Origin of the sequence: Chelativorans xinjiangensis (assembly GCF_009812055.1) — a bacterium.
Classification (GTDB): Bacteria; Pseudomonadota; Alphaproteobacteria; order Rhizobiales; family Rhizobiaceae; genus Chelativorans; species Chelativorans xinjiangense.
In genome coordinates, this window is the sequence record NZ_WQNH01000034.1 from 15132 (window position 1) to 38813 (window position 23682).

21 protein-coding genes are annotated in these 23682 nt (G+C 66.8%); 9 read left to right on the top strand and 12 right to left on the bottom strand.

Annotation, left to right across the window (positions count from 1 at the left end; genetic code table 11):
- Positions 1-74: 74 nt before the first annotated feature.
- Positions 75-290: a DUF1127 domain-containing protein gene (locus GM910_RS18520; RefSeq protein ID WP_159589915.1), complete on the bottom strand. Its 216-nt coding sequence runs from the start codon at positions 288-290 to the stop codon at positions 75-77.
- Positions 291-355: 65 nt separating this feature from the next.
- Between GM910_RS18520 and GM910_RS18525 the strand changes: the two genes are divergently transcribed.
- Positions 356-1036, top strand: coding sequence for an ArsR/SmtB family transcription factor (locus GM910_RS18525; protein ID WP_159589917.1), 681 nt, complete (start codon positions 356-358; stop codon positions 1034-1036).
- 55 nt (positions 1037-1091) lie between these two features.
- Here the strand turns inward: GM910_RS18525 and GM910_RS18530 are convergent, their stop codons facing one another.
- The gene (locus GM910_RS18530; RefSeq protein WP_159589919.1) at positions 1092-1607 is read right to left on the bottom strand and encodes a YciE/YciF ferroxidase family protein; all 516 of its coding nucleotides are present in this window, start codon (positions 1605-1607) and stop codon (positions 1092-1094) included.
- A gap of 303 nt (positions 1608-1910) precedes the next feature.
- On the opposite strand from GM910_RS18530, the gene GM910_RS26985 reads away from it, so the two are divergent.
- Positions 1911-2054 (top strand): hypothetical protein, encoded by a 144-nt coding sequence (locus tag GM910_RS26985; protein WP_201285547.1) that lies wholly within the window; start codon positions 1911-1913, stop codon positions 2052-2054.
- A gap of 5 nt (positions 2055-2059) precedes the next feature.
- Here the strand turns inward: GM910_RS26985 and GM910_RS18535 are convergent, their stop codons facing one another.
- The 5 genes from GM910_RS18535 to dut all read right to left on the bottom strand — a co-directional run bounded on the left by GM910_RS18535 (position 2060) and on the right by dut (position 7226).
- A complete protein-coding gene (locus GM910_RS18535; RefSeq protein WP_159589921.1) occupies positions 2060-2419 on the bottom strand; it encodes a DUF1850 domain-containing protein in 360 nt (119 codons plus the stop codon).
- Entirely contained in the window at positions 2416-4545 is a 2130-nt protein-coding gene (locus GM910_RS18540; RefSeq protein ID WP_159589923.1) for a TRAP transporter permease, read from the bottom strand. The genes GM910_RS18535 and GM910_RS18540 overlap by 4 nt, the downstream gene beginning before the upstream one ends.
- Positions 4546-4688: 143 nt before the next feature.
- Positions 4689-5645, bottom strand: a complete 957-nt coding sequence (locus GM910_RS18545) for a TAXI family TRAP transporter solute-binding subunit (RefSeq protein ID WP_159589925.1) — start codon at positions 5643-5645, stop codon at positions 4689-4691.
- Between the two features lie 180 nt (positions 5646-5825).
- Complete coding sequence (locus GM910_RS18550) at positions 5826-6635, bottom strand: isocitrate lyase/PEP mutase family protein (RefSeq protein ID WP_159589927.1); 810 nt, start codon at positions 6633-6635, stop codon at positions 5826-5828.
- Positions 6636-6740: 105 nt separating this feature from the next.
- Entirely contained in the window at positions 6741-7226 is a 486-nt protein-coding gene (dut, locus tag GM910_RS18555; RefSeq protein ID WP_159589929.1) for a dUTP diphosphatase, read from the bottom strand.
- 301 nt (positions 7227-7527) lie between these two features.
- Here dut and GM910_RS18560 point away from each other — a divergent pair, with 301 nt between their 5' ends.
- The 4 genes from GM910_RS18560 to ubiB all read left to right on the top strand — a co-directional run bounded on the left by GM910_RS18560 (position 7528) and on the right by ubiB (position 12710).
- Positions 7528-9126 carry a peptide chain release factor 3 gene (locus GM910_RS18560; RefSeq protein ID WP_159589931.1) on the top strand — a complete coding sequence of 533 codons (1599 nt, stop codon included), beginning with the start codon at positions 7528-7530 and terminating at the stop codon, positions 9124-9126.
- Between the two features lie 431 nt (positions 9127-9557).
- Positions 9558-10217 (top strand): peroxiredoxin, encoded by a 660-nt coding sequence (locus GM910_RS18565; protein WP_159589933.1) that lies wholly within the window; start codon positions 9558-9560, stop codon positions 10215-10217.
- A 134-nt stretch (positions 10218-10351) separates the two neighbouring features.
- Positions 10352-11128 carry a bifunctional demethylmenaquinone methyltransferase/2-methoxy-6-polyprenyl-1,4-benzoquinol methylase UbiE gene (ubiE, locus tag GM910_RS18570; protein WP_159589935.1) on the top strand — a complete coding sequence of 259 codons (777 nt, stop codon included), beginning with the start codon at positions 10352-10354 and terminating at the stop codon, positions 11126-11128.
- A 7-nt stretch (positions 11129-11135) separates the two neighbouring features.
- Positions 11136-12710 carry a 2-polyprenylphenol 6-hydroxylase gene (gene ubiB, locus GM910_RS18575; protein ID WP_159589937.1) on the top strand — a complete coding sequence of 525 codons (1575 nt, stop codon included), beginning with the start codon at positions 11136-11138 and terminating at the stop codon, positions 12708-12710.
- A gap of 178 nt (positions 12711-12888) precedes the next feature.
- Here ubiB and GM910_RS18580 read toward each other — a convergent pair whose 3' ends face one another.
- Both GM910_RS18580 and GM910_RS18585 read right to left on the bottom strand, forming a co-directional pair.
- Positions 12889-15996 carry a UvrD-helicase domain-containing protein gene (locus GM910_RS18580; protein WP_159589976.1) on the bottom strand — a complete coding sequence of 1036 codons (3108 nt, stop codon included), beginning with the start codon at positions 15994-15996 and terminating at the stop codon, positions 12889-12891.
- Positions 15997-16262: 266 nt separating this feature from the next.
- Positions 16263-17093, bottom strand: a complete 831-nt coding sequence (locus GM910_RS18585) for a tetratricopeptide repeat protein (protein ID WP_159589939.1) — start codon at positions 17091-17093, stop codon at positions 16263-16265.
- A gap of 106 nt (positions 17094-17199) precedes the next feature.
- Here GM910_RS18585 and GM910_RS18590 point away from each other — a divergent pair, with 106 nt between their 5' ends.
- The 3 genes from GM910_RS18590 (at position 17200) to GM910_RS18600 (ending at position 19833) form a co-directional block, all read left to right on the top strand.
- Positions 17200-18561: a leucyl aminopeptidase family protein gene (locus tag GM910_RS18590; RefSeq protein ID WP_159589941.1), complete on the top strand. Its 1362-nt coding sequence runs from the start codon at positions 17200-17202 to the stop codon at positions 18559-18561.
- Positions 18562-18625: 64 nt separating this feature from the next.
- Positions 18626-18973, top strand: coding sequence for a MarR family transcriptional regulator (locus tag GM910_RS18595; RefSeq protein ID WP_159589943.1), 348 nt, complete (start codon positions 18626-18628; stop codon positions 18971-18973).
- Positions 18970-19833, top strand: coding sequence for a C40 family peptidase (locus GM910_RS18600; RefSeq protein WP_159589945.1), 864 nt, complete (start codon positions 18970-18972; stop codon positions 19831-19833). The genes GM910_RS18595 and GM910_RS18600 overlap by 4 nt, the downstream gene beginning before the upstream one ends.
- Before the next feature lie 67 nt (positions 19834-19900).
- Here GM910_RS18600 and GM910_RS18605 read toward each other — a convergent pair whose 3' ends face one another.
- Genes GM910_RS18605 through GM910_RS18615 form a run of 3 tightly spaced genes read right to left on the bottom strand, consistent with a single transcriptional unit; the run spans position 19901 to position 23575 of the window.
- Positions 19901-20998, bottom strand: a complete 1098-nt coding sequence (locus GM910_RS18605; protein WP_159589947.1) for a DUF1513 domain-containing protein — start codon at positions 20996-20998, stop codon at positions 19901-19903.
- A complete protein-coding gene (locus tag GM910_RS18610) occupies positions 20979-22058 on the bottom strand; it encodes an imelysin family protein (RefSeq protein WP_159589949.1) in 1080 nt (359 codons plus the stop codon). The genes GM910_RS18605 and GM910_RS18610 overlap by 20 nt, the downstream gene beginning before the upstream one ends.
- Positions 22058-23575 carry a di-heme oxidoreductase family protein gene (locus tag GM910_RS18615; RefSeq protein WP_159589951.1) on the bottom strand — a complete coding sequence of 506 codons (1518 nt, stop codon included), beginning with the start codon at positions 23573-23575 and terminating at the stop codon, positions 22058-22060. The genes GM910_RS18610 and GM910_RS18615 overlap by 1 nt, the downstream gene beginning before the upstream one ends.
- Positions 23576-23682 lie beyond the last annotated feature (107 nt).

Below are 23682 nucleotides of genomic sequence, written 5' to 3' on the forward strand. Positions count from 1 at the left end.
CTTTCATGGTTCGCTCATGGTTCGATTGCGATCGAAATGTCTGTCTCCCGGCAATGGCAGAATGGCCGGGTCGGTTAACGCCAGAACGGGCTCGCGCATTCGCGGCGTACGTCCTCGCGCGTAAGGCCGACGTCGGCCAGGAGATGGTCGTCAAGCTCGGAGAGGTGCAGGCGCTGGCGTCGGCGCTCCTCGATGCGGAGCACCGGGGCGAGCGCGGCGACAGCCAGGCGGCCCAGGGCGTTGCGCCAGGCTGCAGGGCGATCTCGCCGATGGGTGGTAATATCTTGCATGCTCACCTCCTTCAGGAGGAGTGATAGCAGTTGTCGCGCGAAGATAGTTTGCTTATGATCGAAGTATGAAAGCAGGAACGGACCTAGCGCAGATCGGCAGCCTGGTGGGCGACCCGGCGCGCGCCAACATGCTGGCGGCGCTCATGGGAGGCACGGCGCTGACGGCCAGCGAGCTGGCGCTGGAAGCGGGGGTGGCGCTGCCCACCGCGAGCGCCCATCTGGCCAAGCTTTCCGATGGCGGGCTCGTCAGCGTGGCACGGCAGGGCCGGCATCGCTATTACGCGCTGGCCGACCACCGCGTGGCGGCGATGCTGGAAAATATCATGGGTGTTGCGGCCACACTCGGGCCGAAGCGCGTCCTGCCGGGCCCGCGCGATAAAGCGATGCGCGATGCGCGCGTCTGCTACGACCATCTGGCGGGGGAGATGGGGGTAGCCATGCTCGACAGCTTCATCGGGCGCGGGCTGATCCGGGTCGATGGCGAGCGGGCGGAGATGAGCAGCGCCGGCGCTTCATACTTCGCCGGCCTCGGTATCGATCTCGATGCCATGGGCCGCAAGCGGCGGCCCGTCTGCCGCACCTGCCTCGACTGGAGCGTGCGCCGGTCGCATTTGGCCGGCGGTCTGGGCGCGGCGATGCTGGAGTGCATCCTGACCAGAGGCTGGGCACGGCGGGAGAAGGACAGCCGCGTCATCCGCTTCACCCCTATGGGGCGGCGCGAATTCGAGATGATGCTGCGCGGCTGATCCCTCTCCGCCCCCGGAGCCGGTGACGGGACGGAGAGGAGGCGCGCACGCAGAACTATGGGCGCGCTTCTTCGGCGGCCAGGTTGATGCGGCTTTCGGCCATTTGGGTGAGTTTTTCGTCGGTCGCCTTCTCGTCGGCGAGGTTGCGCTTCATGATCTCGCCGCAGTCGTTGCGGCCAAGCTCCTTCGCCCATGTGATCAGCGTGCCGTAGCGCGTGATCTCGTAGTGCTCCACAGCCTGCGCGGCGGCGATAAGCGCGGCGTCGAGCATCTTCTTGTCGTCGACCTCGCCGGCCACTTCTTCGGCTTCCTCGATGATGCCGTCGATCGCCGGGCAGTCGACGCCGCGCGGCTCCGTCTTCATCAGCTGGAAGACCTCCTCCAGATTGCGCACGTGCCCTTCGGATTCCTTCAGGTGCTTGTCGAAGCCGTTCTTCAGCTCGGGGTCGCTCGCCTTGTCGATCATTTTGGGCAGCGCCTTCACGATCTGGTTCTCAGCATAGTAGATGTCACGCAGCGTGTGGACGAAGAGATCGTCCATCGATTTGATGTCCCTGGAAAACAAACCCATGATCCTGTCCTCTTGCTCTTGCGTTGCAGCCGAATGAGCCCGCCCGGCCCCGCCGCCTAACACCGTCACCGGCTGCTCTGTTCCAGGAAAAGCAGGCTTGCTCCGCGCTTTCGTCGAGGGGAGCGGGCTGTGGCTTTTCTGCCACAGGTGCGGAGGAAAGATCCGCGCCACGTGGCTGCCAAGATAAATCCCATTTTCCGCCATGGACGGGTGGCTTTGTGCAAGCATGAATTCACCGAGTGTTCATGCACGGACACTACGGTGAGAGGGAAGGGACGCCCGAGAAGTGTTAGGTACGGGATCATGGGGTTGGTTAAGCTGTTGATCGGTTGCGCGAAGGCGATCCGCAACGTCTTTGCTCCGCGCTACCATCCGGAGCGCCACTATATGCGTGGGCCGGGGCCGGCGAGCGCCCGGCGCGACGACGGCCCCTCGGCGCGCGCCTGAGAGTTTCAGGAGCAGGGCTCGAGAACGACCGGGGCGCCGGGCTCGGCGCCCAAATCGCGGCACTCCCCGCCGGCGCACAGACGCCAAGCGCTTCCCGTGGCGCCCGAGGCGGCAAGGCGCAGTTCCGGCAGGGGGCCGAGCGCCGGCGCATAGACCCACCATTCATCCTCGAGACGCGCATCCGGCGGCGGCTCCATGCCGGCGCCCGAGCCTTTCACGCGCGCTTCGACGATCTGCAGGCCCGACGGCAGCACCTGCCACGTCTCGCGCCACTCCACCTTCTCCACCGAGTGGGTCCAGGAGAGCGTGAAGAGGGTGGCGGCGACGACCGCCGTCTCGCCGCCGGCGATTATGCACAGGCTCATTCGGCCGCATCGCCCGCCTTGCGCCGGGCGGGCTCCGCCGGCGCCGGGCGCTTCAGGAAGAAGTTGATGCCGAAGAAGAGGGCGCAGAGCGCAAAGCCGATCTCGTCGGTGACCGGCAGCGCGGCAATCAGCGTGAAGGCGGCCACTGTCGCCAGAAGACGCTCCCACGCGGCGAGCGGCCGGCGCAGATAGCCGATGACCGCAGCACCCCACAGCGCGATGGCGAGGCTCGCCTTGACGACGATATAGGCGACGGCGAGGGCATAGCCGATGCTTTCGGCCAGCGGCCCGCCGTCCTGCAGCATGAGGGCGGGCGTATAGACCGCCATGAACGGGATGACGAAGCCGGCGGCGGCAATCTTGATCGCCTCCATGGAGATCTTCAGCCCGCTCTCGCGGGCGATCGGGCCGGCGGCGAAGCAGGCGAGCGCCACCGGCGGCGTGAGATCGGCGAGAATCCCGAAATAGAAGACGAACATGTGGCTGACGAGCAGCGGCACGCCGAGCGCCAGCAGCGCCGGGCCGGCGATGGACGAGGTGATGATGTAGTTGGGGATCGTCGGGATGCCCATACCGAGAATGATACAGGTGATCATGGTGAGCACCAGCGACAGGAACAGGCTCGTCTCGCCGACGGCGACGATGAACTGCCCGAAGGTGTTGGCTGCGCCCGTCAGCGTCATGGTGCCGATGATGATGCCGACGACGGCGCAGGCGATGCCGACCGGCAGGGCCGTCTTGGCTCCCTCGGCGAGCGAGGCGCGGCAGACGTCGAGCGTCTTGCGCCCGCCCTCGACGAAGATGTTGGCGGCAATGAGCACTAGGGCGGCGATCAGGATGGCGTTGATGCCGTAGCGGAAGAAGCTCGCTGCAACGAGGCCGAGCCCGATCCAGAAGATCACCCGCAGGACCTGGCTTGGCAGGCCGAGCGCGGCCGTGCCGCCGAGGATTAACAAAACGGTCAGCGAAAGGCCGATAGTGCCGGCGAAGAGCGGCGTATAGCCGGTGAACAGCAGATAGACGAGCACGGCGAGCGGCAGCATCAGATACCAGCCCTCGCGCAAGGCGCGCATCGCCGACGGCAGTTCCGCCTTCGGCAGTCCGTGCAGGCCGAACTTTCCCGCCTCCAGATGCACCATCCAGAAGGCGGAACCGAAATAGAGCAGCGCCGGGATGATGGCGGCCGTGACCACCTCGTAATATTCGATGCCCAGTGTCTCGGCCATGATGAAGGCGACGGCGCCCATGACCGGCGGCATGAGCTGTCCGCCCATGGAGGCGGTGGATTCCACGCCGCCCGCGAAGGCGGCGCGGTAGCCGAAGCGCTTCATCAAGGGAATCGTGAACTGGCCGGTGGTGACCACGTTGGCCACGCCCGAGCCTGAGATCGTGCCCATGAGGCCGGAGGAGATCACCGACACTTTCGCGGGACCCCCGCGCGCGTGGCCGACGAGGCCGAGCGAAACGTCCGTGAAGAGCTTGATCATGCCCGCCCGTTCGAGAAACGAGCCGAAGAGGATGAAGAGGAAGATGTAGGTGGCCGAGACGTAGACGGGGATGCCGTAGATGCCTTCGGTGCCGTAGGCCATATGGTCGATGACCTGGGAGAAATCGTAGCCGCGGTGGTTGAGCGGCGCCGGCAAATACTCGCCGAACAGGCAATAGGCGAGGAAGACGCCGGAAATGATGGGCAGCGCCGGTCCCATCAGAACGTAGGCCGCGGCAAAGACCGTGAAAAGCGCGACGACGCCGAAGAAGATGTCGAGCGGCAACGGATCGCCGGCGCGCAGGAGCAACGGTCTGTATTCGACGAACTGGTAGACGGCGACCGCAACGCCGGCGAGTGCCAGCGCCCAGGCACCGGCCTTCACGAGACGGCCCGCGTCGCGCGAGGAGGCGATCAGCGGGAAGACCAGAAGCATCAGAAAGCCGACATGGAAGGCGCGTACGATCTGGCTCGGCAGGCTGACGAGATGCGCGGCGGTGGCGATCTGGTAGAGCGAGAAGACGACGGCGATCCACATGAGCAGCCGGCCTTCGAGCGTCGGGCGGAAGTCGGCGTGCGTCGGATCCTGAAGCTCAGCAGCCGGCAGGCTGGCAGTTGCGTCACTCTCGGCCCTGCTCATCACGTCTCCCAATCTGAGTGCCTGTCACGGTCCCGCATCTCCCGGCGGCCCGCAAAGCGGACTTGCGTGGGGCAGCGCCCACTTGCCCGGTTCCCCTCCCCACAACGGGGAGGGGAGTTTGCCTTGCCTTCGGCCGACCAGCGCTAGAGCAGACCCTGTTCCTTGTAGTAGCGCTCGGCTCCCGGATGCAGGGGAACGGGGACGCCTTGCGGGCCCTTCTCTGCCGAGATCGCCTTGGCGGCGGCGTGCGCGGCCACCATCCCGTCCAGGTTCTCGAAGAGCTGCTTGGTCATCTCGTAGGCCACGTCGTCCGAGACGTCCGAATGGGTGACCAGGATGTTGGTGATCGCCAGCGTCGCTACATCCTCGTCCTGGCCTTCATAGGTGCCGGCGGGGATCGTCGCCGAGAGGAAGGGTGCGCCGAGGCTTTCGGCCACTTCTTCCGGCACGGCCACCATGGTCACCGGCATGGAGAGCGCCAGGTCCTTGATGGAGGCGACGCCGAGGCCCGCGGACTGCAGCGTGGCGTCGAGCTGGCGGTTCTTGATGAGCTCGACCGATTCGCCGAAGGGCAGGTACTCGGTCTGCGACAGGTCGTCATAGCTCATGCCCATGGCATCGAAGATGCGCCTTGCATTGAGCTCGGTGCCAGACTTCGGCGCGCCGACTGAAAGGCTCCTGCCTTTCAGGTCCTCGAAATTCTGGATGCCGGATTCCTGCGAGGCGACGATCTGGATGTAGTTCGGATAGATGGCGGCGATACCGCGCAGCTTGTCGAGCTGTTGCGGGAAGCCGGCTTCCTCGTCGCCTTCCCAGGCGGACTTGACGGAATCGCCCAGCGCAAAGGCGATCTCGCCGCGGCCCTGCTGCAGGAGGTTGAGGTTCTCCACGGACGCCTTGGTGGATTGCACCTGCGTACGCACGCCCTCGATGTTGTCGCCATAGATCTTCGACAGCGCGACACCCAGCGGATAGTAGACGCCGGACGTGCCGCCTGTCAGCACATTGATGAATTCCTGCGCGTTCGCCGCGGCCACATTGAAGCCGAGGCCGATCGCCACGGCGCCGGCAGCCAGGAATTTCCCTTTCATGTGAAGCATTTTTCTCCTCCGCTTGGATGCTTGTTGTCTGCGCGCCCTTCCGGCACGGAAGGAGGCGGAATGTAGCTCATCGCGGCACGATGCCAATAAAAATCGCGCCGGCGGCCGCACAATAGCGGCAAGCGCGCCGTTGGGAAACGGGTGCCGGACGCGACTTTCGGGGAAGGCGGAAGCGCCGCCTCAGTCGGCCTTCGAGAACATGTCCTGCAGCTGCGCGAAAGGCATGATCTCGCGGGCATAGGTGAAAGTGCCCCTGGCCAGCATCTCCTGCGCCGCACGCTCCACGGCGCCGAAGGCGAGGTTGGTGAGCTTGGAGCCGAGCGAGATGCGCTTGGCGCCGGCTTCAGTGAGCGCTGCGACGGAGAAGGCGGCCGTGGCCAGCACATTCACCGGCTTGCCGAGCGCCTGGCAGACGGTGCGCACCTGCTCGATGTCGGAGAGCCCCGGCGCGTAGAGCACGTCCGCCCCCGCCTTCTCGAAAGCCTGCAGCCGGCGAATGGTGTCTTCGAGGTCCGGCCGATCCCAGAGAAAGTTCTCCGCCCGCGCGGTGAAGACGAAATCGCGCGGCAGGGCGCGCGCCGCCTCCGCCGCTGCCGCCACGCGCTCCACGGCAAGCTGGAAGTCGTAGATCGGGTTGGCGGGATCGCCGGTGGAATCCTCGATGGAGCAGCCGGCGAGCCCCGCCGCCTCGGCTGCGAAGATGGTTTCGGCGGCACTGTCCGGGCTGTCGCCCTTGCCATGCTCCAGGTCGGCCGAGACCGGAAGCGGCGTGGCGTCGACGATCTCGCGGCAATGGTTCATGCGTTCGTCGAAGGTTACGCCGCCGTCGGGCCGGCCGCGCGAGAAGGCATAGCCGGCGCTGGTCGTCGCCAGCGCCTTGAAGCCCAGCGCGGCAAGGAGCTTGGCCGTGCCGATGTCCCATGGGTTGGGGATGATGAAGGCGCTTTCGGCCTCGTGAAGCGCTCGGAAAGTGGAGCCGATGTCAGCCATGGTTCTTGCCTCTCCCAATGACATTCGTTTTGGCGATGAGGTGCTGCTGACCGTGCCGATGTCAAGGGCCAGATGGCGCGCTGCTGACAATGCAGGAAAAGCCACTCAGGCCGTGCCGGTGGAGCCGAAACCGCCCGCCCCGCGCGCCGTCTCGCCGGCGCTGCCGCGCTCCTCGACCGCCGCACGGATGACCGGCGCGATAATGAGCTGGGCGATGCGCATGCCGCGCGTGACGGCGAAATCCTCATCGCCCAGATTGACGAGCAGGATCTGAAGCTCGCCGCGATAGTCCGAATCGATGGTGCCCGGCGTATTGAGGCACGTGATGCCGTGACGCAGCGCCAGCCCCGAGCGCGGCCGCACCTGCCCCTCGAAGCCTTCGGGAATCTCGAGGATGAAGCCCGTCGGCACCAGTGCGCGCTTGCCCGGCAGAAGGATGATCTGCCGATCCTCGGGCACGCCGGCACGCAAGTCCATGCCCGCCGCGCCGGCGGATTCGTAGGCCGGCAGCGGCAGGCCCTCGGCATGCGGCAGGCGCACGACGCCGAGGGTGGGGCCGATGACCGGCATGGAAGGGGGTACGTTGGCCATACCCTCTATCTGCCGCTGCAACCCGCAAGCGTCAATTCGCCGCTCGCCCGCGAAGCGGGTTTTCCAACGCCTTTCAGGCGGCGGCTTGGTCGGCGACAGCGGCATAGAGCAATTCCAGGAAAAGTGGAAACCGGCTTTCCGTCCGGAGTTGCGACAAAACAACCACTTAGACCAGTTCATCGATTCCATGAAACGATGACCGGTCTAGCTGGCGAGGCCGTCCCAGCCCTCGTCGGCATCGAAGCTTTCGCTCGTCGGCGAAATGCTGTAAGAGCCCGCGTATCAAAAGGACTCCCGGAATATGTCAGCACGTTTAGCCGACGCGGTGGCGCGCCGCCGCACATTTGCGATCATCTCCCACCCGGACGCGGGCAAGACCACGCTCACCGAGAAGCTGCTTCTGTTCGGCGGCGCCATTCAGCTTGCCGGCGAGGTGAAGGCGAAGAAGAATCGCGTGCAGACGCGCTCGGACTGGATGAAGATCGAGCGCGAGCGCGGCATCTCCGTCGTCACCTCGGTGATGACCTTCGAATATGGCGACCATGTCTTCAACCTGCTCGACACGCCGGGACACGAGGACTTCGCCGACGATACCTACCGCACGCTGACAGCGGTGGATTCGGCCGTGATGGTGATCGACGCGGCCAAGGGCATCGAGCCGCGCACACTGAAACTGTTCGAGGTCTGCCGCCTGCGCGACATCCCTATCGTCACCTTCGTCAACAAGCTCGACCGGGAAAGCCGCGACCCCTTCGAGATCCTCGACGAGATCGAGGAGAAGCTGGCGCTCGACACCGCCCCCGTCACGTGGCCCATCGGTCGTGGCAGGAGCTTTTCCGGCACCTATCACCTGGCGGACAACACCATCCGCCATTCCGACGAGGATGCGACGCCGGTTGCCGTCAGCGGGCCCGAGGCCGAGGCCGTGTCCGGCCTCTTGCCGGAGCATGAGCGCGAGGCTTTCCTCGAAGAGATGCTGCTGGCCAGGGAGGCTTGCCGGCCCTTCGATCTCCAGGCGTTCCGCGAGGGCCACCTGACGCCGGTCTATTTCGGCTCCGCGCTCAGGAACAACGGCGTGCGCGACCTGATCGAGGCGCTGGGCGCCATCGGCCCGCAGCCGCGCGCGCAGGCGGCGGACTCGCGCAAGGTCGAGGCGACGGAGGAGAAGATGACCTCCTTCGTCTTCAAGATCCAGGCCAACATGGACCCCAACCACCGTGACCGCATCGCCTTCGTGCGCGTGTGCTCGGGCCGGCTGGAGCGCGGCATGAAGGCGAAGCTGATACGCACCGGAAAGCCGATCAGCCTGTCGGCGCCGCAGTTCTTCTTCGCCAAGAACCGCATCACAGCCGACGAGGCGTTCGCCGGCGACGTGGTCGGCATCCCCAATCACGGCACGCTCAGGATCGGCGATACGCTGACCGAGGGCGAGGAACTCGTCTTCCGCGGCGTGCCGAACTTCGCGCCGGAGATCCTGCGCCGCGTGCGGCTCTCCGATGCCATGAAGGCAAAGAAGCTGAAGGAGGCCCTGCGGCAGATGGCCGAGGAGGGCGTGGTGCAGCTCTTCACCCCGGAAGACGGCTCGCCGGCCATCGTCGGCGTTGTCGGCGCATTGCAGCTCGACGTGCTCAAGGAGCGGCTGAGCAACGAATACGCCCTGCCGGTCGATTTCGAGACGGCGCGTTTTTCCGTCTGCCGCTGGATCTCCGCCGGCGACCGCGCCGAGCTCGATCGTTTCATCACCGCCCATCGAGGCGACATCGCCCGCGACCTCGACGAAGACCCGGTCTTCCTCGCCCCGCACGAATTCGGCCTCAACTACGAAGCCGAGCGCTGGCAGGCGATCAGGTTTGACGCGGTGAAGGACTACCAGGTGGGCGGCAAGGCGAAGGCGGCGTAAGGAGAAACTTATGACAGAATACACGCAAAAGTTGTGGAAAATCCCCAGCGCCTAGCTGTGCCCCCGACGAAGATTACCGTAAATTGCACCTTTCAGTACCTGTATCGTGCGTACACGAGTAGCATCTCATGTTAGCCATGCGGGCGCGCGCTTCGCAGTATAATTCCGCCGTCTACAAAGATAAGTTGCATCGCGCGCCCCATGGCCGGCACTCTTCGCCGCCATCCCCGTCTGCACCGCCATACGGCCCTCCTTCAGCACGCATCGTGGGGCAGGGGCGAAATCTCCCTTTGCGAAAGCGCATCCCTCCTTTCGCCCACCTTGTGGTATAATTTTCCCGACGCTGCCGTTTCTCGCCCATTCTGATGCTCAATACCGCAACGGACGGCGCGTATCTTATAAGAACAGCTTTCAAGCAGGGAGAGACACTCATGGGCCTTCGCATCAACGACACCGCACCTGACTTCACGGCGGAAACCACCCACGGCACCATCAACTTCCACGAGTGGATCGGCGACGGCTGGGCCGTGCTCTTCAGCCATCCGAAGAACTTCACGCCCGTCTGCACCACGGAACTCGGTACGATGGCCGGCCTCGAAGGCGAGTTCAGGAAACGCAATGCCAAGATCATCGGCATCTCCGTCGATCCGGTGGAGGATCACGACCGCTGGAAGGCGGACATCCAGAAGGCCACCGGCTTTAGCGTCGACTACCCGCTGATCGGCGACAAAGACCTGAAGGTGGCCAAGCTCTACGACATGCTGCCGGCGGACGCCGGCGATTCGTCGAAGGGCCGCACGCCGGCCGACAACGCCACCGTGCGCTCGGTCTACGTGATCGGTCCGGACAAGCAGATCAAGCTGGTGCTGACTTACCCGATGACGACGGGGCGCAATTTCGACGAGATCCTGCGCGCTATCGATTCGATCCAGCTCACGGCCAAGCACCAGGTGGCCACGCCCGCCAACTGGAAGCTCGGCGAGGACGTGATCATCACCGCTGCCGTCTCCAACGAGGACGCCATCAAGCGCTTCGGCGCCTTCGAGACCATCCTGCCCTACCTCAGGAAAACGAAGCAGCCGAGCGCCTGATTCTCCGGACGTGAGGAGCGGGGCTTTAAGCCCCGCTCTTGCCTTTGCGGCTGCGCGTCTCTACGTCGCTCTATTCATGAATGGCGTCGGCCCAAGCGATCGGCTATGGTCGCGCCGTTTTTTAAGAGAGAGCGATGTCGCAGGAGCGTACCACGGCCTCGGGCGGGATGGAGACCGCTTTCGGTTTCCGACAGGTCGGCGAGGGGGAGAAGCAGGGTCTCGTCGATGCGGTGTTTCACCGCGTCGCCAACCGCTACGACCTGATGAACGACGTCATGTCGGCCGGCCTGCACCGCGTGTGGAAGGACGCGATGGTGGCCTGGCTGTCCCCGCCGAAGCGGCGGGGCTTCAAGGCATTGGACGTGGCCGGCGGCACGGGCGACATCGCCTTCCGCATCGTCGAAGCGTCCGGCGGCCAGGCGGACGTGACGGTGCTCGACATCAACGGCTCCATGTTGGCGGTCGGCCGCGAGCGGGCGGAGAAGCGCGGCATCGGCGCCAACCTCACCTTCGTCGAGGCCAATGCCGAGGAGCTGCCCTTCCCCGCCTCCTCCTTCGACGCCTATACGATCGCCTTCGGCATCCGCAACGTGCCGCAGATCGGCAAGGCGCTGTCGGAGGCCTTCCGTGTGCTCAAGCCGGGTGGCCGCTTCCTATGCCTGGAGTTCTCCGATGTCGGCATGCCGCTCCTCGACAAGGTCTACGACGCCTGGTCTTTCCATGCCATTCCGCGCATCGGCCAGGTGGTCACCGGCGACGGCGAGCCCTACCGCTATCTCGTCGAATCCATCCGCAAATTCCCCAATCAGGAGAATTTCGCAGCGATGATGCGCGAGGCCGGTTTCTCCCGCGTCGCCTGGCGCGATTATTCCGGCGGTATCGCCGCGCTGCACTCCGGCTGGAAGATCTGAAGCGCCCATGAGCACGCTTGGTGCATACCTTCGCCTCGTCCGCGCGGGCTGGATTCTCTTGCGCGAGGGCGTGGTGGCCGCCCTTCCCGGCGATCAGCTCGAAGGCATGCCGCGCCTTGGCTGGCGCGTGGCGAAGCTGGTCTCGCGCCGCCGCGCGGGCACGCGCGACCGGCCCGAGCGCCTGGCGATCGCCGTCGACCGCCTCGGCCCCTCCTATGTGAAGCTCGGGCAGTTCCTCGCCACCAGGCCCGACGTGGTCGGTCACGACATGGCCTTCGACCTGGCAAGCCTCCAGGACCGCATGGAGACCTTCCCCGAAGCGCAGGCGCGCGCCGCCGTCGAGGCCTCGCTCGGCGCCTCCGTGGAGGCGCTCTACACGGACTTCGGCATTCCGGTGGCGGCCGCTTCCATCGCCCAGGTGCATCGGGCAAAGATCATGCGCGAAGGCGAAATGCAGCCGGTCGCCGTCAAGATCATCCGGCCCGGCGTGCGCCGCCGGTTTTTCAACGACCTGGAAAGCTACTTCCTGGCCGCCCGCCTGCAGGAGCGCTACATCGCCGCCGCCCGCCGCCTGCGCCCGGTGGAGGTGACGGAGACGCTCGCCCAGACCACCAAGATCGAGATGGACCTCAGGCTGGAAGCCGCCGCCATCTCCGAGCTGCACGAAAACTCGAAGGGCGACCCTGGCTTCCGGGTGCCGTGGGTCGACTGGCGGCGCACGGGCCGTGACGTGCTGACGCTGGAATGGATCGACGGCATCAAGATGTCCAACATCGAGGCGCTGCGCGCCGCCGGGCACGACCTCGAGGGGATCGCCGTCACCCTCATCCAGTCCTTCCTGCGGCATACCCTGCGCGACGGTTTCTTCCATGCCGACATGCACCCAGGAAACCTTTTTGTGGAGGCGGACGGCACCATCGTCGCTGTCGATTTCGGCATCATGGGCCGCATCCGCCGCAAGGAGCGCCGCTTCCTGGCCGAGATCCTCTACGGCTTCATCACGCGCGACTTCCGCCGCGTGGCGGAGGTGCATTTCGAAGCCGGCTATGTGCCCGCCCACCACAACATCTCCGCCTTCGCCCAGGCGCTGCGCGCCATCGGCGAGCCGATCCATGGGCAGCCGGCCGAGACCATCTCCATGGCCCGCCTGCTCACCCTCTTGTTCGAGGTGACAGAGCTCTTCGACATGCAGACCAGGCCGGAGCTCCTGCTTTTGCAGAAGACGATGGTGGTGGTGGAGGGCGTGGCGCGCACGCTCGACCCGCATTTCAACATGTGGAAGGCCTCGGAGCCCGTGGTATCCAGCTGGATCGCCGCCAATCTGGGGCCGCGCGGCCTCATCACCGACGCCCGCGACGGCCTCACTGCGCTCACGGCGCTGGCCCGCCAGGCGCCGGAACTGGCCGCTCGCACCGAGCGCCTGTCGCGTGAGATCGAAGCCATGGCCGAACACGGCCTGCGCTTCGACGCGGAAACCTCCGAGGCCATCGGCCGCGCCGAAGCCCGCCACACCCGCTCCGGCCGCCTTGCGCTGTGGGTCATCGCCCTGACGCTGCTCGCCATCGCCTGGCGGCTTTTCTAGGGCGGGATAAGTTAAACAGGGTCAACCGACGTGCGTCATCCCGGAAGCTGCAGCGAAGCGGAGGCTGTCCGGGACGTCGATGTCACGGAATGGGTCCCGGCCCTCACTTCGTTCGGCCGGGATGACGGCGGTTAGGGCGATCCGAGCTAAATTCATCCCGCTTTTGGGGCACTGAGCTTCAGAACAGGCTGAGCTGCCGCGCCCGCGACTTCTGCTTCGTGGCCGCATGGCTCGCCGTCAGCTTATCGGCGATATCGCCCAGGAAGGGCGAAGGCGGCAGCGCGCGGACCGCGCCGCGCCAGAACCGCTCAGTCGCGCGGGTGAGGAACAGCCTGTCCATGGCCCGCGTCATGGCGACGTAGAACAAGCGTCTTTCCTCGGCCCGTGCCTTCTCATCCTGTTCCGCGCTCGGTCCCCAGGAAAAAGGCACCAGCCCGTCCTCCATCCCGACGACGAACACCACCGGAAACTCCAGCCCCTTGGCCGCATGCATGGTGACGAGCAAGACCCGGTCGGCGCGCGGGTCGCGGAAGTCGGCCTCGGTGGAGAGCGCCACCTGCTCGCCAAGGAGCGCCGCATCGCCGCCCACCGCCTCGGAAGCGGCGAGTGCCGTGAGCCACCCCCTTGCCTCGGCGAGCGCCGCGGCATCTGCTTCCTCCTCCTGCCTCGCCGCTTCGGCTGCTGCCGCAAGGCGCGTCGGCAGGTCCATATCGATGTGCGCCTTGCCCTCCAGTGCGCGCAGGATCGCCGCAACGCCCGCGTGCCCGGCGATCGGGGCGGGTGAGCTTTTCTTGAACGGGATGCCGGTCCGGTCGAACGCTTCTCTCAAGGCCGCCGACTGGGTGTCGGTGCGGTAGAGCACCGCGAAATCGGCAAAGCCGAGCGGCGCGCAGCCCCGCCGACCCGGCTTGCCCCCGTGCGCGGCAAGCATGTCGTGCCCGCCCAGAAGCTCCTCTATTGCTGCGGCGACGAAGGCCGCCTCCGCCTCCCCGTTCGCCGCCGTGTGCACGACAATGGGCGTCTCCATCGGCCGGGTCATGCCGTCCGGCGCCGCGCCCATAAGCTGGGCGCTAGCGGTGACGATGGTGCCGGTGGAGCGGTAGTTGTGCTTGAGCCGCGCGGTGCGGGCCGAGGGGAAATCGCGTGCGAAGCGCGTGAAGCAGGTGGCGTCGGCCCCGCGGAAGCCGTAGATCGCCTGGTTGGGATCGCCGATCACGCAGAGATTGCCGCTCGCGCCGGCGAGAAGCTGCAACAGGCGGTATTGCCGCTCGTCAACGTCCTGGAACTCGTCGGCCACGATATGGGTGAAGCGCTCCCGCCAGCGAGTGGCGATCTCCGCGTTCCCTTCCAAAAGACCCACGGCCAACGCCACCAGATCGTCGAAATCGACCCAGTTTCCCTCCCGTCCCAGCCGGTCGAGCGTGGCGCGCGCCTCGGCTTCCTCGCCCTCACCCGCCACACCCGTCCGCTTCATCACGGAAACGGCCTTGACGAACCGCACGGCCCGCCTTTCGCTGACATTCAGCGCGGCGGCGAGTGCCGCCGTCCGCTCCTTTTCGCCGGCAATACGGAAGTTCAGCGCCAGGCCGAGTTCCCCGCCATGGGCGCGCAGGATGGCAAGGCCCAGCGAATGGAAGCTGTGCACCGCCACGTCCTTCGCCGCCCCCGGCAGCAGAACGGCAAGGCGCGCCCTGAGCTCCTCCGTCGCCTTGCGCGTGAAGGTGGCGGCAAGGCAGGAGGCGGCCGGCACGCCGCACTCCACCACCAGATGTGCGATGCGGCGGGTCAGCATGCGCGTCTTGCCCGAGCCGGGGCCGGCGACGACCGTCAGCGGCCCTTCGATCATCGCGGCGGCCTGGGCCTGGTCGGCGTCAAGCGCCGCCAGCACTCCCTCGCGGCCTGAAGGTGCCGGCGTCGACGGCGCGGGCTGTGACGGCGCCTCTGCCGGCGCCGATTGGTCCGCCTGCGGCCTTACTGCCCGTTTGCGGCGGCGCACCGGCACGTCGAAGAGAAGGTCGCCCTTGGTGAAGCGGTCGAGCTCGCCCTCCTCGAACAGCCGGATCACGCCGTATTCGCCGTCATAGCCCGCCTGCCGGATCACCGCGCCGGCGCGCAGCCGCGCCACCGCCTCGCCGAGCAGGGAATCGGCGCGCCCGATATCCTCCACCGGCACCTCGGCAAGCACGGAAAGCTCGGGCCCCAGTGCCGCCGTCGCGCGGTCGTAGGCGTGGCCGACGGCCTTCGAGGCAACACCGCTGCCGAGGATTTCCGAGAGCATCTCCGGCAAAGGCACGAGGCTCGCCACCTCTCCCGCCGTCAGTGGCGGGACGGCCTCGGCCTCGCTGCGGTCGGCCAACAGCTCAACGCGATGCGCCACGCCCACTGTCACTCGGTTACCGCAGACCGGACAGCGCCCGTCGAGCGCCAGCGTCTCCTTCGGCTCGAGCCGTACCCCGCAGGCGCGGTGCCCGTCCATGTGGTATTTCCCTTCTTCCGGGAAGAACTCCACCGTGCCTTCGTATCCCTCGCCTGTCTCCAGTGCGCGGCGGATCGCAAAATAGTCCGGCTCGCAGGAAAAGCGCGTCGCCTCGCGGCCGAGCTTGCCCGGCGAATGCGCGTCGGAATTCGACGTCAGCCGGTAGCGGTCGAGGAAGGAGACGCGCCAGTTCATCGCCGGGTCGGAGGAAAGCCCCGTCTCTACCGCGAAGATGTGGTGGGTGAGATCGCCGTAGCATTCCTCAATGGAATCGAAACCGGATTGGGAGCCGAGAGCGGCGAACCACGGCGTCCAGATATGCGCCGGCACAAGATAGGAATCCGGCCCCGATTCCAGCGCGATCTCCAGAAGGTCGCGCGAATCGAGCCCCAGGATCGGCCGTCCGTCGGAAGCGATATTGCCGATCCGCCCGAGCTGTGCGGCCAGCCGGTCGGCGGCCGCAAGGTCGGCCGCGTAGATCAGATGATGGATCTTCCGTGTCTTCTCGCCCTTCTTGTAGATGGTCGAGATCTCCGTCGACAGCATGAAGCGCACGGGCCGCCGGCAGGCGGGCGGCAGGGTCTTCTCGATCTCCGCCTCGATCTCGGGCTTCAGGCGGAAAAGACCGCCGCCGTCGGGCACGAGCTTGTCCTTGATCTCGGCAAGCCAGGCCGGATGCACGCAGTCCCCGGTGCCGACCACGCCAATCCCCTTGCGCGCCGCCCACCAGGCAAGATGCTCGAGATCGAGGTCCCGGCTGGTGGCGCGGGAATATTTCGAATGGACGTGCAGGTCGGCATGAAAGGTCATGGAACCCAAGAAATAGCAGCCTCCACGGGGCGGTTCAAAGGCTTGGGCGTGCCATGACGGCATTTCCACAGCCGCTGGTGCTTCGCGAACGGCCCCTTGCATTGACCGATTTGGAAGTGGGGCCCCGTTTCGGCATGGATCCTCAGGCTTGACCCGAGGATCCATGCCGAAACATCAACGCGTTGCCGACAGTCAAATATTCAGGCCGTTGGTATAAACGAGCGCCGGACTGATACGGCGCATTCCGCCGGTTCGCAGGCCGCGCCTCAGTTGCCGCCGTCCTCCCTGGCAATCTGCGTCCAGCTGTCGCTCTGGGCGAGCATCGCGCGCAGGTAGCCTACGTTGGCTTCGGCCTGCTGGGGCAAGAGCTCCTGGCGGGCGATCTTTTCGGCTTCGGCGAAGCGGCCCTGCAGGCCGACGACGAGGGCGAGGTTCTGGCGCACGCGGCTGTCGGCGCCGGGCGCGGCGGCGGCTTGGCGCATGTGCGCCTCGGCTGTCTTCAGGTCGCCAGCGAGCAGGTAGGACATGCCGAGATTGGAAAGAACGGAGGGCTCGTCGGGCTTGATATCGAGGGCACGGCGATAGAGCGCGCGAGCCTGGTCGGGCTCGCCGAGCTGATCGAGGATCGCCCCTTCGGCCGACAGCAGGCGCCAATCGGGATATTCCGGCGTCTGCGCGCGGCGCACTGCGTCCAGCGCCGGCTCCAGTTCGCCGGCGGCAGCAAGGGCCTTGCCGTAGGCGGCCAGCACCTCGCGGTCCTTCGGATGGTCGATCGCCAGCTTGCGCATGACGGCGAGCGACTGATCGGTGCGCCCGCTCATCTGCAGGATGCTGGCGTAGCGCAGCGCCACCGGCTTGTCCTTGGGGTTTTGGGTGTAGGCCTTGCCGAGGCTGGCGGCGGCGTTTTCTAGCTCGGGGCCAGACATCGAGGCCACGACGGACCGGTCGCCGCCGGCGATCGAGCCGGTGGTCATGCCGCCGACCTTGCGGTTCTGGCCGGCGCAGCCGGCAACGGCGGCCGCCAGAAGCAGCGTCGCCGCGGTAGCGGCGAGCCTGCCGCTGCACGATCTTCCGCGACCCGAGCTATGGGTGAACATGCGCGCCCCCTACGCCAATTTACCGGACAGCCTTTTGCGGGCTTCCCTCCTCGAGAAGTATTCTGTTAACCCTAACGGAGCGTTAATCCCCGAGGAAAGAACCGCCATGCCGCTCACCCTGACCGCTCGCAAGGACACCGCCTCCCTTCCCGTCTATCTGGCATCCGGAGATGCGCTGGAGGAGACGGGGGCCGATGCGAGGGCCTGCGCCTGGGCGCGAGCGAACGGCTTTCATGGCGCGGAGGGGGCTTTGCTCACCATTCCGGGGGACGACGGGGCGCTTGGCGGAGCCTTCTTCGGCGTCGGCAAGGCCCCCTTCGGCCTCGGCAAGCTGGCGCGCGCCCTGCCGCAAGGCGCCTGGCACTTCGCCGCACCGCCGAACGACCCGAACTTGGCTGCCCTCGCGCTCAAGCTCGGCAGCTATACCTTCACCCGCTACGGCAAGAAGCCGACGCCGCAGATCAGCTTCGCCGTGCCGGAAGGGGCCGACCTCGCCGCCGTCGAACGACAGGCCGAAGGCACCTTCCTTGCCCGCGACCTCATCAACACGCCGGCGAACGATATGGGACCGGAAGCGCTGGAAGAGGCCGCGCGCGGGCTGGCGGAAAAGCATGGGGCGGAGGTACGGGTAACCGCGGGCGAGGCGCTTCTTGCGCAGAACCTGCCGATGATCCACGCCGTCGGCCGCGCCGGCGCGCAAGCGCCGCGCCTCATCGACCTCAGATGGGGGGCCGAGACGGCGCCCAAGGTGACGCTGGTCGGCAAGGGCGTGTGCTTCGATACCGGCGGGCTCGACATCAAGTCGGCCAGCGGCATGCTGCTGATGAAGAAGGATATGGGCGGCGCGGCCAATGTGCTGGGCCTTGCCTCCATGATCATGGCGGCGAAGCTGCCGGTGCGCTTGCGCGTTCTGATCCCGGCGGTGGAGAACGCCATTGCCGGCAACGCCTTCCGCCCCGGCGACATCCTGACGAGCCGCAAGGGTGTGACGGTGGAAGTCGGCAACACCGACGCCGAGGGCCGGCTGGTGCTGGCCGATGCGCTCGCCTTGGCCGACGAAGAGGCGCCGGAACTCATGATCGACATGGCGACGCTGACGGGGGCCGCGCGCGTCGCCCTCGGCCCCGACCTGCCGCCGTTCTACACCCATGACGAGGCGCTGGCGGCCGGGCTCTCCGAGGCAGCGGAGACGGTCGCCGATCCCCTTTGGCGTATGCCGCTGTGGCAGCCCTACAAGGACAAGCTGCGCTCCAAGGTGGCCGACACGAACAACGTGACGTCCGACGGCTTTGCCGGTTCGATCACCGCTGCACTGTTCCTCGAGCGCTTCGTCGAGAAGGCTTCCGCCTGGGCGCATTTCGATATCTACGGCTGGAACCCGAACGAGAAGCCTGTCTCCCCGGTGGGCGGCGAGGCGCAGGGAATCCGCGCCATCGAACGCGTGCTGAAGGAGCGCTACGGCGCCTGACCCCCTTTGCGAACACCGGCAATCGGCGTAATGATACGGAACCGAAACGATTGCAGAGGGTTCGATGGTCGCGTTGCGGTCCCTTCAGGCGCTCAGGCTTTGGCAGCAGGTATGCCTTGCCGAGGTGCGCGATGACATGCCGGACCTGACGGAGCGGCAGATGGCGATCCTGCTCACCGTTTATCTCGATCCGCCCCCGCACACGGTGCGCGGGCTGGCGGAGAAGCTGAAGGTGACGAAACCAGTGATCACGCGGGCGCTCGACACGATGGGCGCGATGAAGCTTCTCGCGCGCCACCGCGACGAGCGCGACCGGCGCAACGTTCTCATCCGGCGCACGGTGGAAGGCGCGCTGTTCGTCGAGCGTATCGGTGACGTGGTGGTCGCCAACGCGGCGGAGCTTCCCCTATGAGCGCCCTCGACCGCCGCCTCAATGCCTTCCGGCCCGACCTTGCCGACAAGCGGCTGATGGGGCGCGTGGAGGCGGAACGCTTCGTCGCCGGAGAGCCGGCCGTGATCGCCGCGCCCGTGGCGGATCTTCACTCGGCGCCGGACGCGGGCGCCAGGATCGACACGCAGCTTCTTCACGGCGAGACGATCCAGGTGTTCGAGCGGAAGGACGGCTGGGCCTGGGTGCAGGCGGCGCGCGACGGCTATGTGGGCTATGTGGACGAGGCGGCGGTCGGCCGGCCGCTCGCCGCACCCACCCACTTGGTCTGCGTGCCGCGCAGCTTCGTCTATCCCGAGCCGGAGCTGAAGGCGCCGATGACGACCGTCCACAGCATGGGCGCGCGGCTTGCAGTTGCCGGCGAGGCGGAGAAACGCGGCACCCGTTACGCGCTGCTCACCTCGGGCGAGGCGATGATCGCCCGGCACCTATGCCCCATCGGCCGGCATGCCGATGATTTCGTTTCGGTAGCGGAACAATTCCTGCATACGCCCTATCTGTGGGGCGGGACGAGCGGTTTCGGCATCGATTGCTCGGGGCTAGTGCAGCTTCCCATGCTGATGGCGGGACGAAACGTGCCGCGCGACACGGACATGCAGGCGGAGGGGATCGGCGCCGCGCTCGATCCGGAGAACGGGTTGAAACGCGGCGACCTCGTCTTCTGGCGCGGGCACGTGGCGATCATGACCGACGGCGAACATGTCATCCACGCCAACGGCCATACGATGACGGTATCGCGCGAGCCGCTCGGCGAGGCGATACGGCGGATCGAGCCGCTTTATGGGATGCCGACGGGGTATCGCCGGTTGGTGGTAGCACTATAGCTGTAAATTGAAATTCAAGATGGCCGGTGCGCCGCGCCAACATCCATCCGCCGTATCCGCCAAACCCTCACATCCGACGCAGATGATTGTCCCACGCCGGCGCCCCGGCCCTCGCGTCGGCGAGGACCCTTTGCGTCTCCGGCCCCGCGCTCACCACCGCGCCGCGTCCGCTGGTGGCAAGCACCCTTCCTTGCGCGGAAGGGGCGACGCCGCAGCCGTCGGCCAGCGTCTGGCGGCCGAGGCACCGTCCGGTTTCGGTATCCCAGAAGGCGATGAGGCCGCCGCGCGGGCTGGAGGTGGCGAGCACCGTGCCGGAGGCGTCCACTGCGAGGGAGCCGACATAGTTCTGCATGGCGTGCAGAACCTCCCGGGGGCCGGGAAAGAGCTCGATCTCGCGGCCGCGCCTGTGGCGGCCCACCAGCGGCGGGCGCTCCGCGGCCGCGCCTTCGTACTGGCAGCCGAACCAGACGTGGCCGGCCGCGTCCAGCGCCATGTGACGGATCGAGAGCCGGTTAAGCTCCGGCGCCAGCGCCGCCTTCTCCACCACCGCGCCGGAGGCGGCGTCGATATAGGCGAGGCTGGGCGCCATGGTGGCGAGGTTGAGCTTGGCGCGGCCGTAGTCCGGATGGGTGAGAATGCCGCCATTGGCCACGCAGATGGTGCGGCCGTCGCGCAGAAGCATGGCCTCGTGCGGGCCGATGCCGTCGCTCGGAAACTCGCCGACGCGGCGGAAGCCGTCCGTCGCATCGTAGATGCCGACGACGCCGCGCCCCGCTTCGAAATCGTTCTCGGTTGCGAGCATCAGCCTGCCGTCGCGGGTGAAGACGCCGTGGCCGTGGAAGTGGCGGTCGGCCGCGGCGGCGATTGCTACCGGCTCCTTCCTGCCGGCCACGTCGAAAGCGACGGCGAAGCGGCCGGGCGAGCGGGCAAAGGCCACGGCGCGGCGGCGCGGCGGATCGATGGCGAAGGAGTGGCCACGCGCCTCGAGCGGCAGCACCAGCCGATCGCGGCCCTTCTCGTCGATGACGGCGGCCTCGAAGCGGCCGCTGTTGAGCCTGGCGCCGAGGAAGAGCGCCTCCTCGGCGGCGTCCGCCCAGGCGAGCGCGAGCGCGGCTCCGCCGGCAAGTATAAGAAACGTCCTGCGGTCAATCGCCGTCGAGCGCATTGAAACCCATCGTCAGGCCTATGGCAGCCGAAAGCTGCTCGCTTATCGTGTGGTCGGCGCCCTCCAGCGCGACGCCGGCATAGGAGATACGGCCACGGTCCTCCGCATCGGTGAAGGCCGTTTCCGCCGGCGCCCCCACCTCTTCCAACGTCCCGAGGGCGTGCTCCATGTCAAAAAGCACGGAATCGACGATGGCGCCGTCCGCCGCGTCGAGGTGCGTCTTGAAGTCCGCCGCGTCGACCAGCCCCATCATGCCTTCGATCTGTGTGCCGACAAGGTCGAAGGTCAGGTTGGAGCGCCAGAACGGCGCGCGTTTGCCGTTGGCTTTGTCGGGATTCGCGCCGAGAGCGGGCAGAAGCTCGGCATTGCGGGTGAACTGCAGCCCCGTCGTCAGCGCCTTGACGATCTCACCGGCCACCTCGCCCGGCGAGCGGTAGAGCGCGCTGTCGGCGGAAGGCCGCGTGAACTGGGAATGGAAGGGCGCGTCCGGCGCCCAAGCTTGCGCGAGCGCCTTGGCGCGCGCCGCCAGGTTTGTGGCGATGGCCGTGCCGTAGCGGCAACGGAAGGCGCCGTCGGCGCCCGCAAGCTCTTCTGCACCGGAGCCGAAAAGCACGAACTCGAGCGCCGGCAGGCCCTGCAGGGCCACGCTCTTCTCCTTCAGGCCCGCAGGGGCCGCGGCACTCTCATCCTCGTTCGCAAGCACGCCCTGCACCTGGCGCAGAGTGACGCCGCGCATGTCGGGCCAGAAGAACAGGTGCTCGAAACGGTTCTCTTCGACCAGAGGCCCGAAGCGCAGGATGGAGACCGGCCCCCAGGCCCGCACCGTATCGGCAAAGGTGGCGCGCGCTTCTGCCAGGGTATCGTCGCCGGGCGCCGCGCAAAGCTCTCCCATCTTGCCGTCGAGACGCCCGGTTACACCGGAAAAAGCGGCGAGACTCGGTGCGACGTAGCGCTCTGCCACGCGCTGGCCGATGTCGGGCGGAACGGTTTCCGCCGCATCCTGCGCATGCGCCGGCAGGGCGCAGGCAAGGACGAGGCAAAGAAGCGCGTTCCTCAGCATCACAGCGACTCCAGGAAGCGGATGAGGTTGTCGCGGTCGGATTTTTCCATCTCCACCACCTTCCGGCGTGCCGCCTCCGCCTCGCCACCGTGCCACAACACGGCTTCCAGCAGCGTGCGGGCGCGGCCGTCGTGCAGGAACCCTGCCTCGCCGCTGACGGTCTTGGCAAGGCCGATGCCCCAAAGAGCCGGCGTGCGCCACTCGTGGCCGGTGGCCGTGCCTTCCGGCCGGTTGTCGGCGAGGCCCTCGCCCATGTCGTGCAGGAGAAGGTCGGTATAGGGCCAGATGAGCTGGAAGGCGAGCGCCGGCACCGCCGCATCGCGCCGCGTAACGTATTTCGGCGTATGGCAGTCGGCGCAGCCCGTCTCGTAGAACACCCTTTTCCCGGCAAGAACCTGGCTGTCCTCCACGCCCCGGCGGGCGGGGACGGCGAGGTTTTGCGAATAGAAGGCCACGAGTTCCAGAAGCTCCGCCGGCACCTCCTCGGCGCCGAGGTGCGGCTGGGCGCCGTGAGGCAGTTTGCGGCAGGGCTTTTGCGCCGCCGTGCACTCGCCCCAATGGTCCGGCACCAGCGGCGTGGAAAGGCCCATGTCGCCAGAGAATGCATCCGCCGTCTGCTGCTTCACACTTGCCGCGTTGCCCTTCCAGCCAAAGCGGCCAAGGCGCCATTCGCCCGTCTCGTCGCGCACCTGGCGGGCGCGGCCGGAGATGCCGTCACCGTCCACATCCTCGGGGTCCTCACGAGCGAGGATGTCGCCCTCGTCGATCGCCTCCAGGAGGCCGAGACCGATCATCGGCGGGGCGACGCGCGCCGACAGCATGGCGTCCGGATGAAGCGGTCCGTAGCCGGGGTTGTCGACGGCAATCGTCGGCTTGCGCAGCCTCACCGTCTCCCCGCCGTTGAGCCTGACGGGGATTTCCTCGTAGTCGATGCGCACGCGGCCTTCGGCGGGCAGGCCCGCCACGGCGAAGTCCTGTAGCTGCCCGCCATAGACGGGTTCGGGGGCGCTGGAAAGATAGCCGGCGCGCACGGCCTCTTCCTGCTCCTCGCCGGGCGGCACGGAAAGGCGCACCAGCAGCGAGACGGCGGAATCCTCGGCATGCGCGGGCGGGTGGCCGCGCCCGTCCTTGATGTGGCAGGACTGGCAGGCCCGGGCGTTGAACAGCGGGCCGAGGCCGTCGGAGGCCTGGGTGGAGGACGGCGACGACACCCATTCCTTGCGGAACAGCCCGTTGCCGAGCAGGAACCGCTGCTCCCCCTCGAACTCCAGATTGGCCGAGGGGTGGGAGAAAACGTCGGCGTTGATGCGTTTCGTGGAGGTCGCCGCCCCAGCCGGCATGCGCTCGAAGGGCTCGGCCTTGTCGAATGCCGTCGCCTGGCGAACGACCTTTTCGACCCGCGCCCGGTCGGCCTCGCTCAGATCGTCCCGCGGCGCGGGCGCACGTGCCTGAACGGCAAAGGCGGCGAGCAAGCCCGCCGCCGCCAGGGTCGAATAAAAGCGAAGAGATAAACGCATCACACCAGCACGTTAGACCAATTCATCGAATCGATGAATTGGTCTAACTCCTTGTTTTGTCGCAATTCCGGACGGAAAACCGGTTTCCACTTTTCCTGGAATTGCTA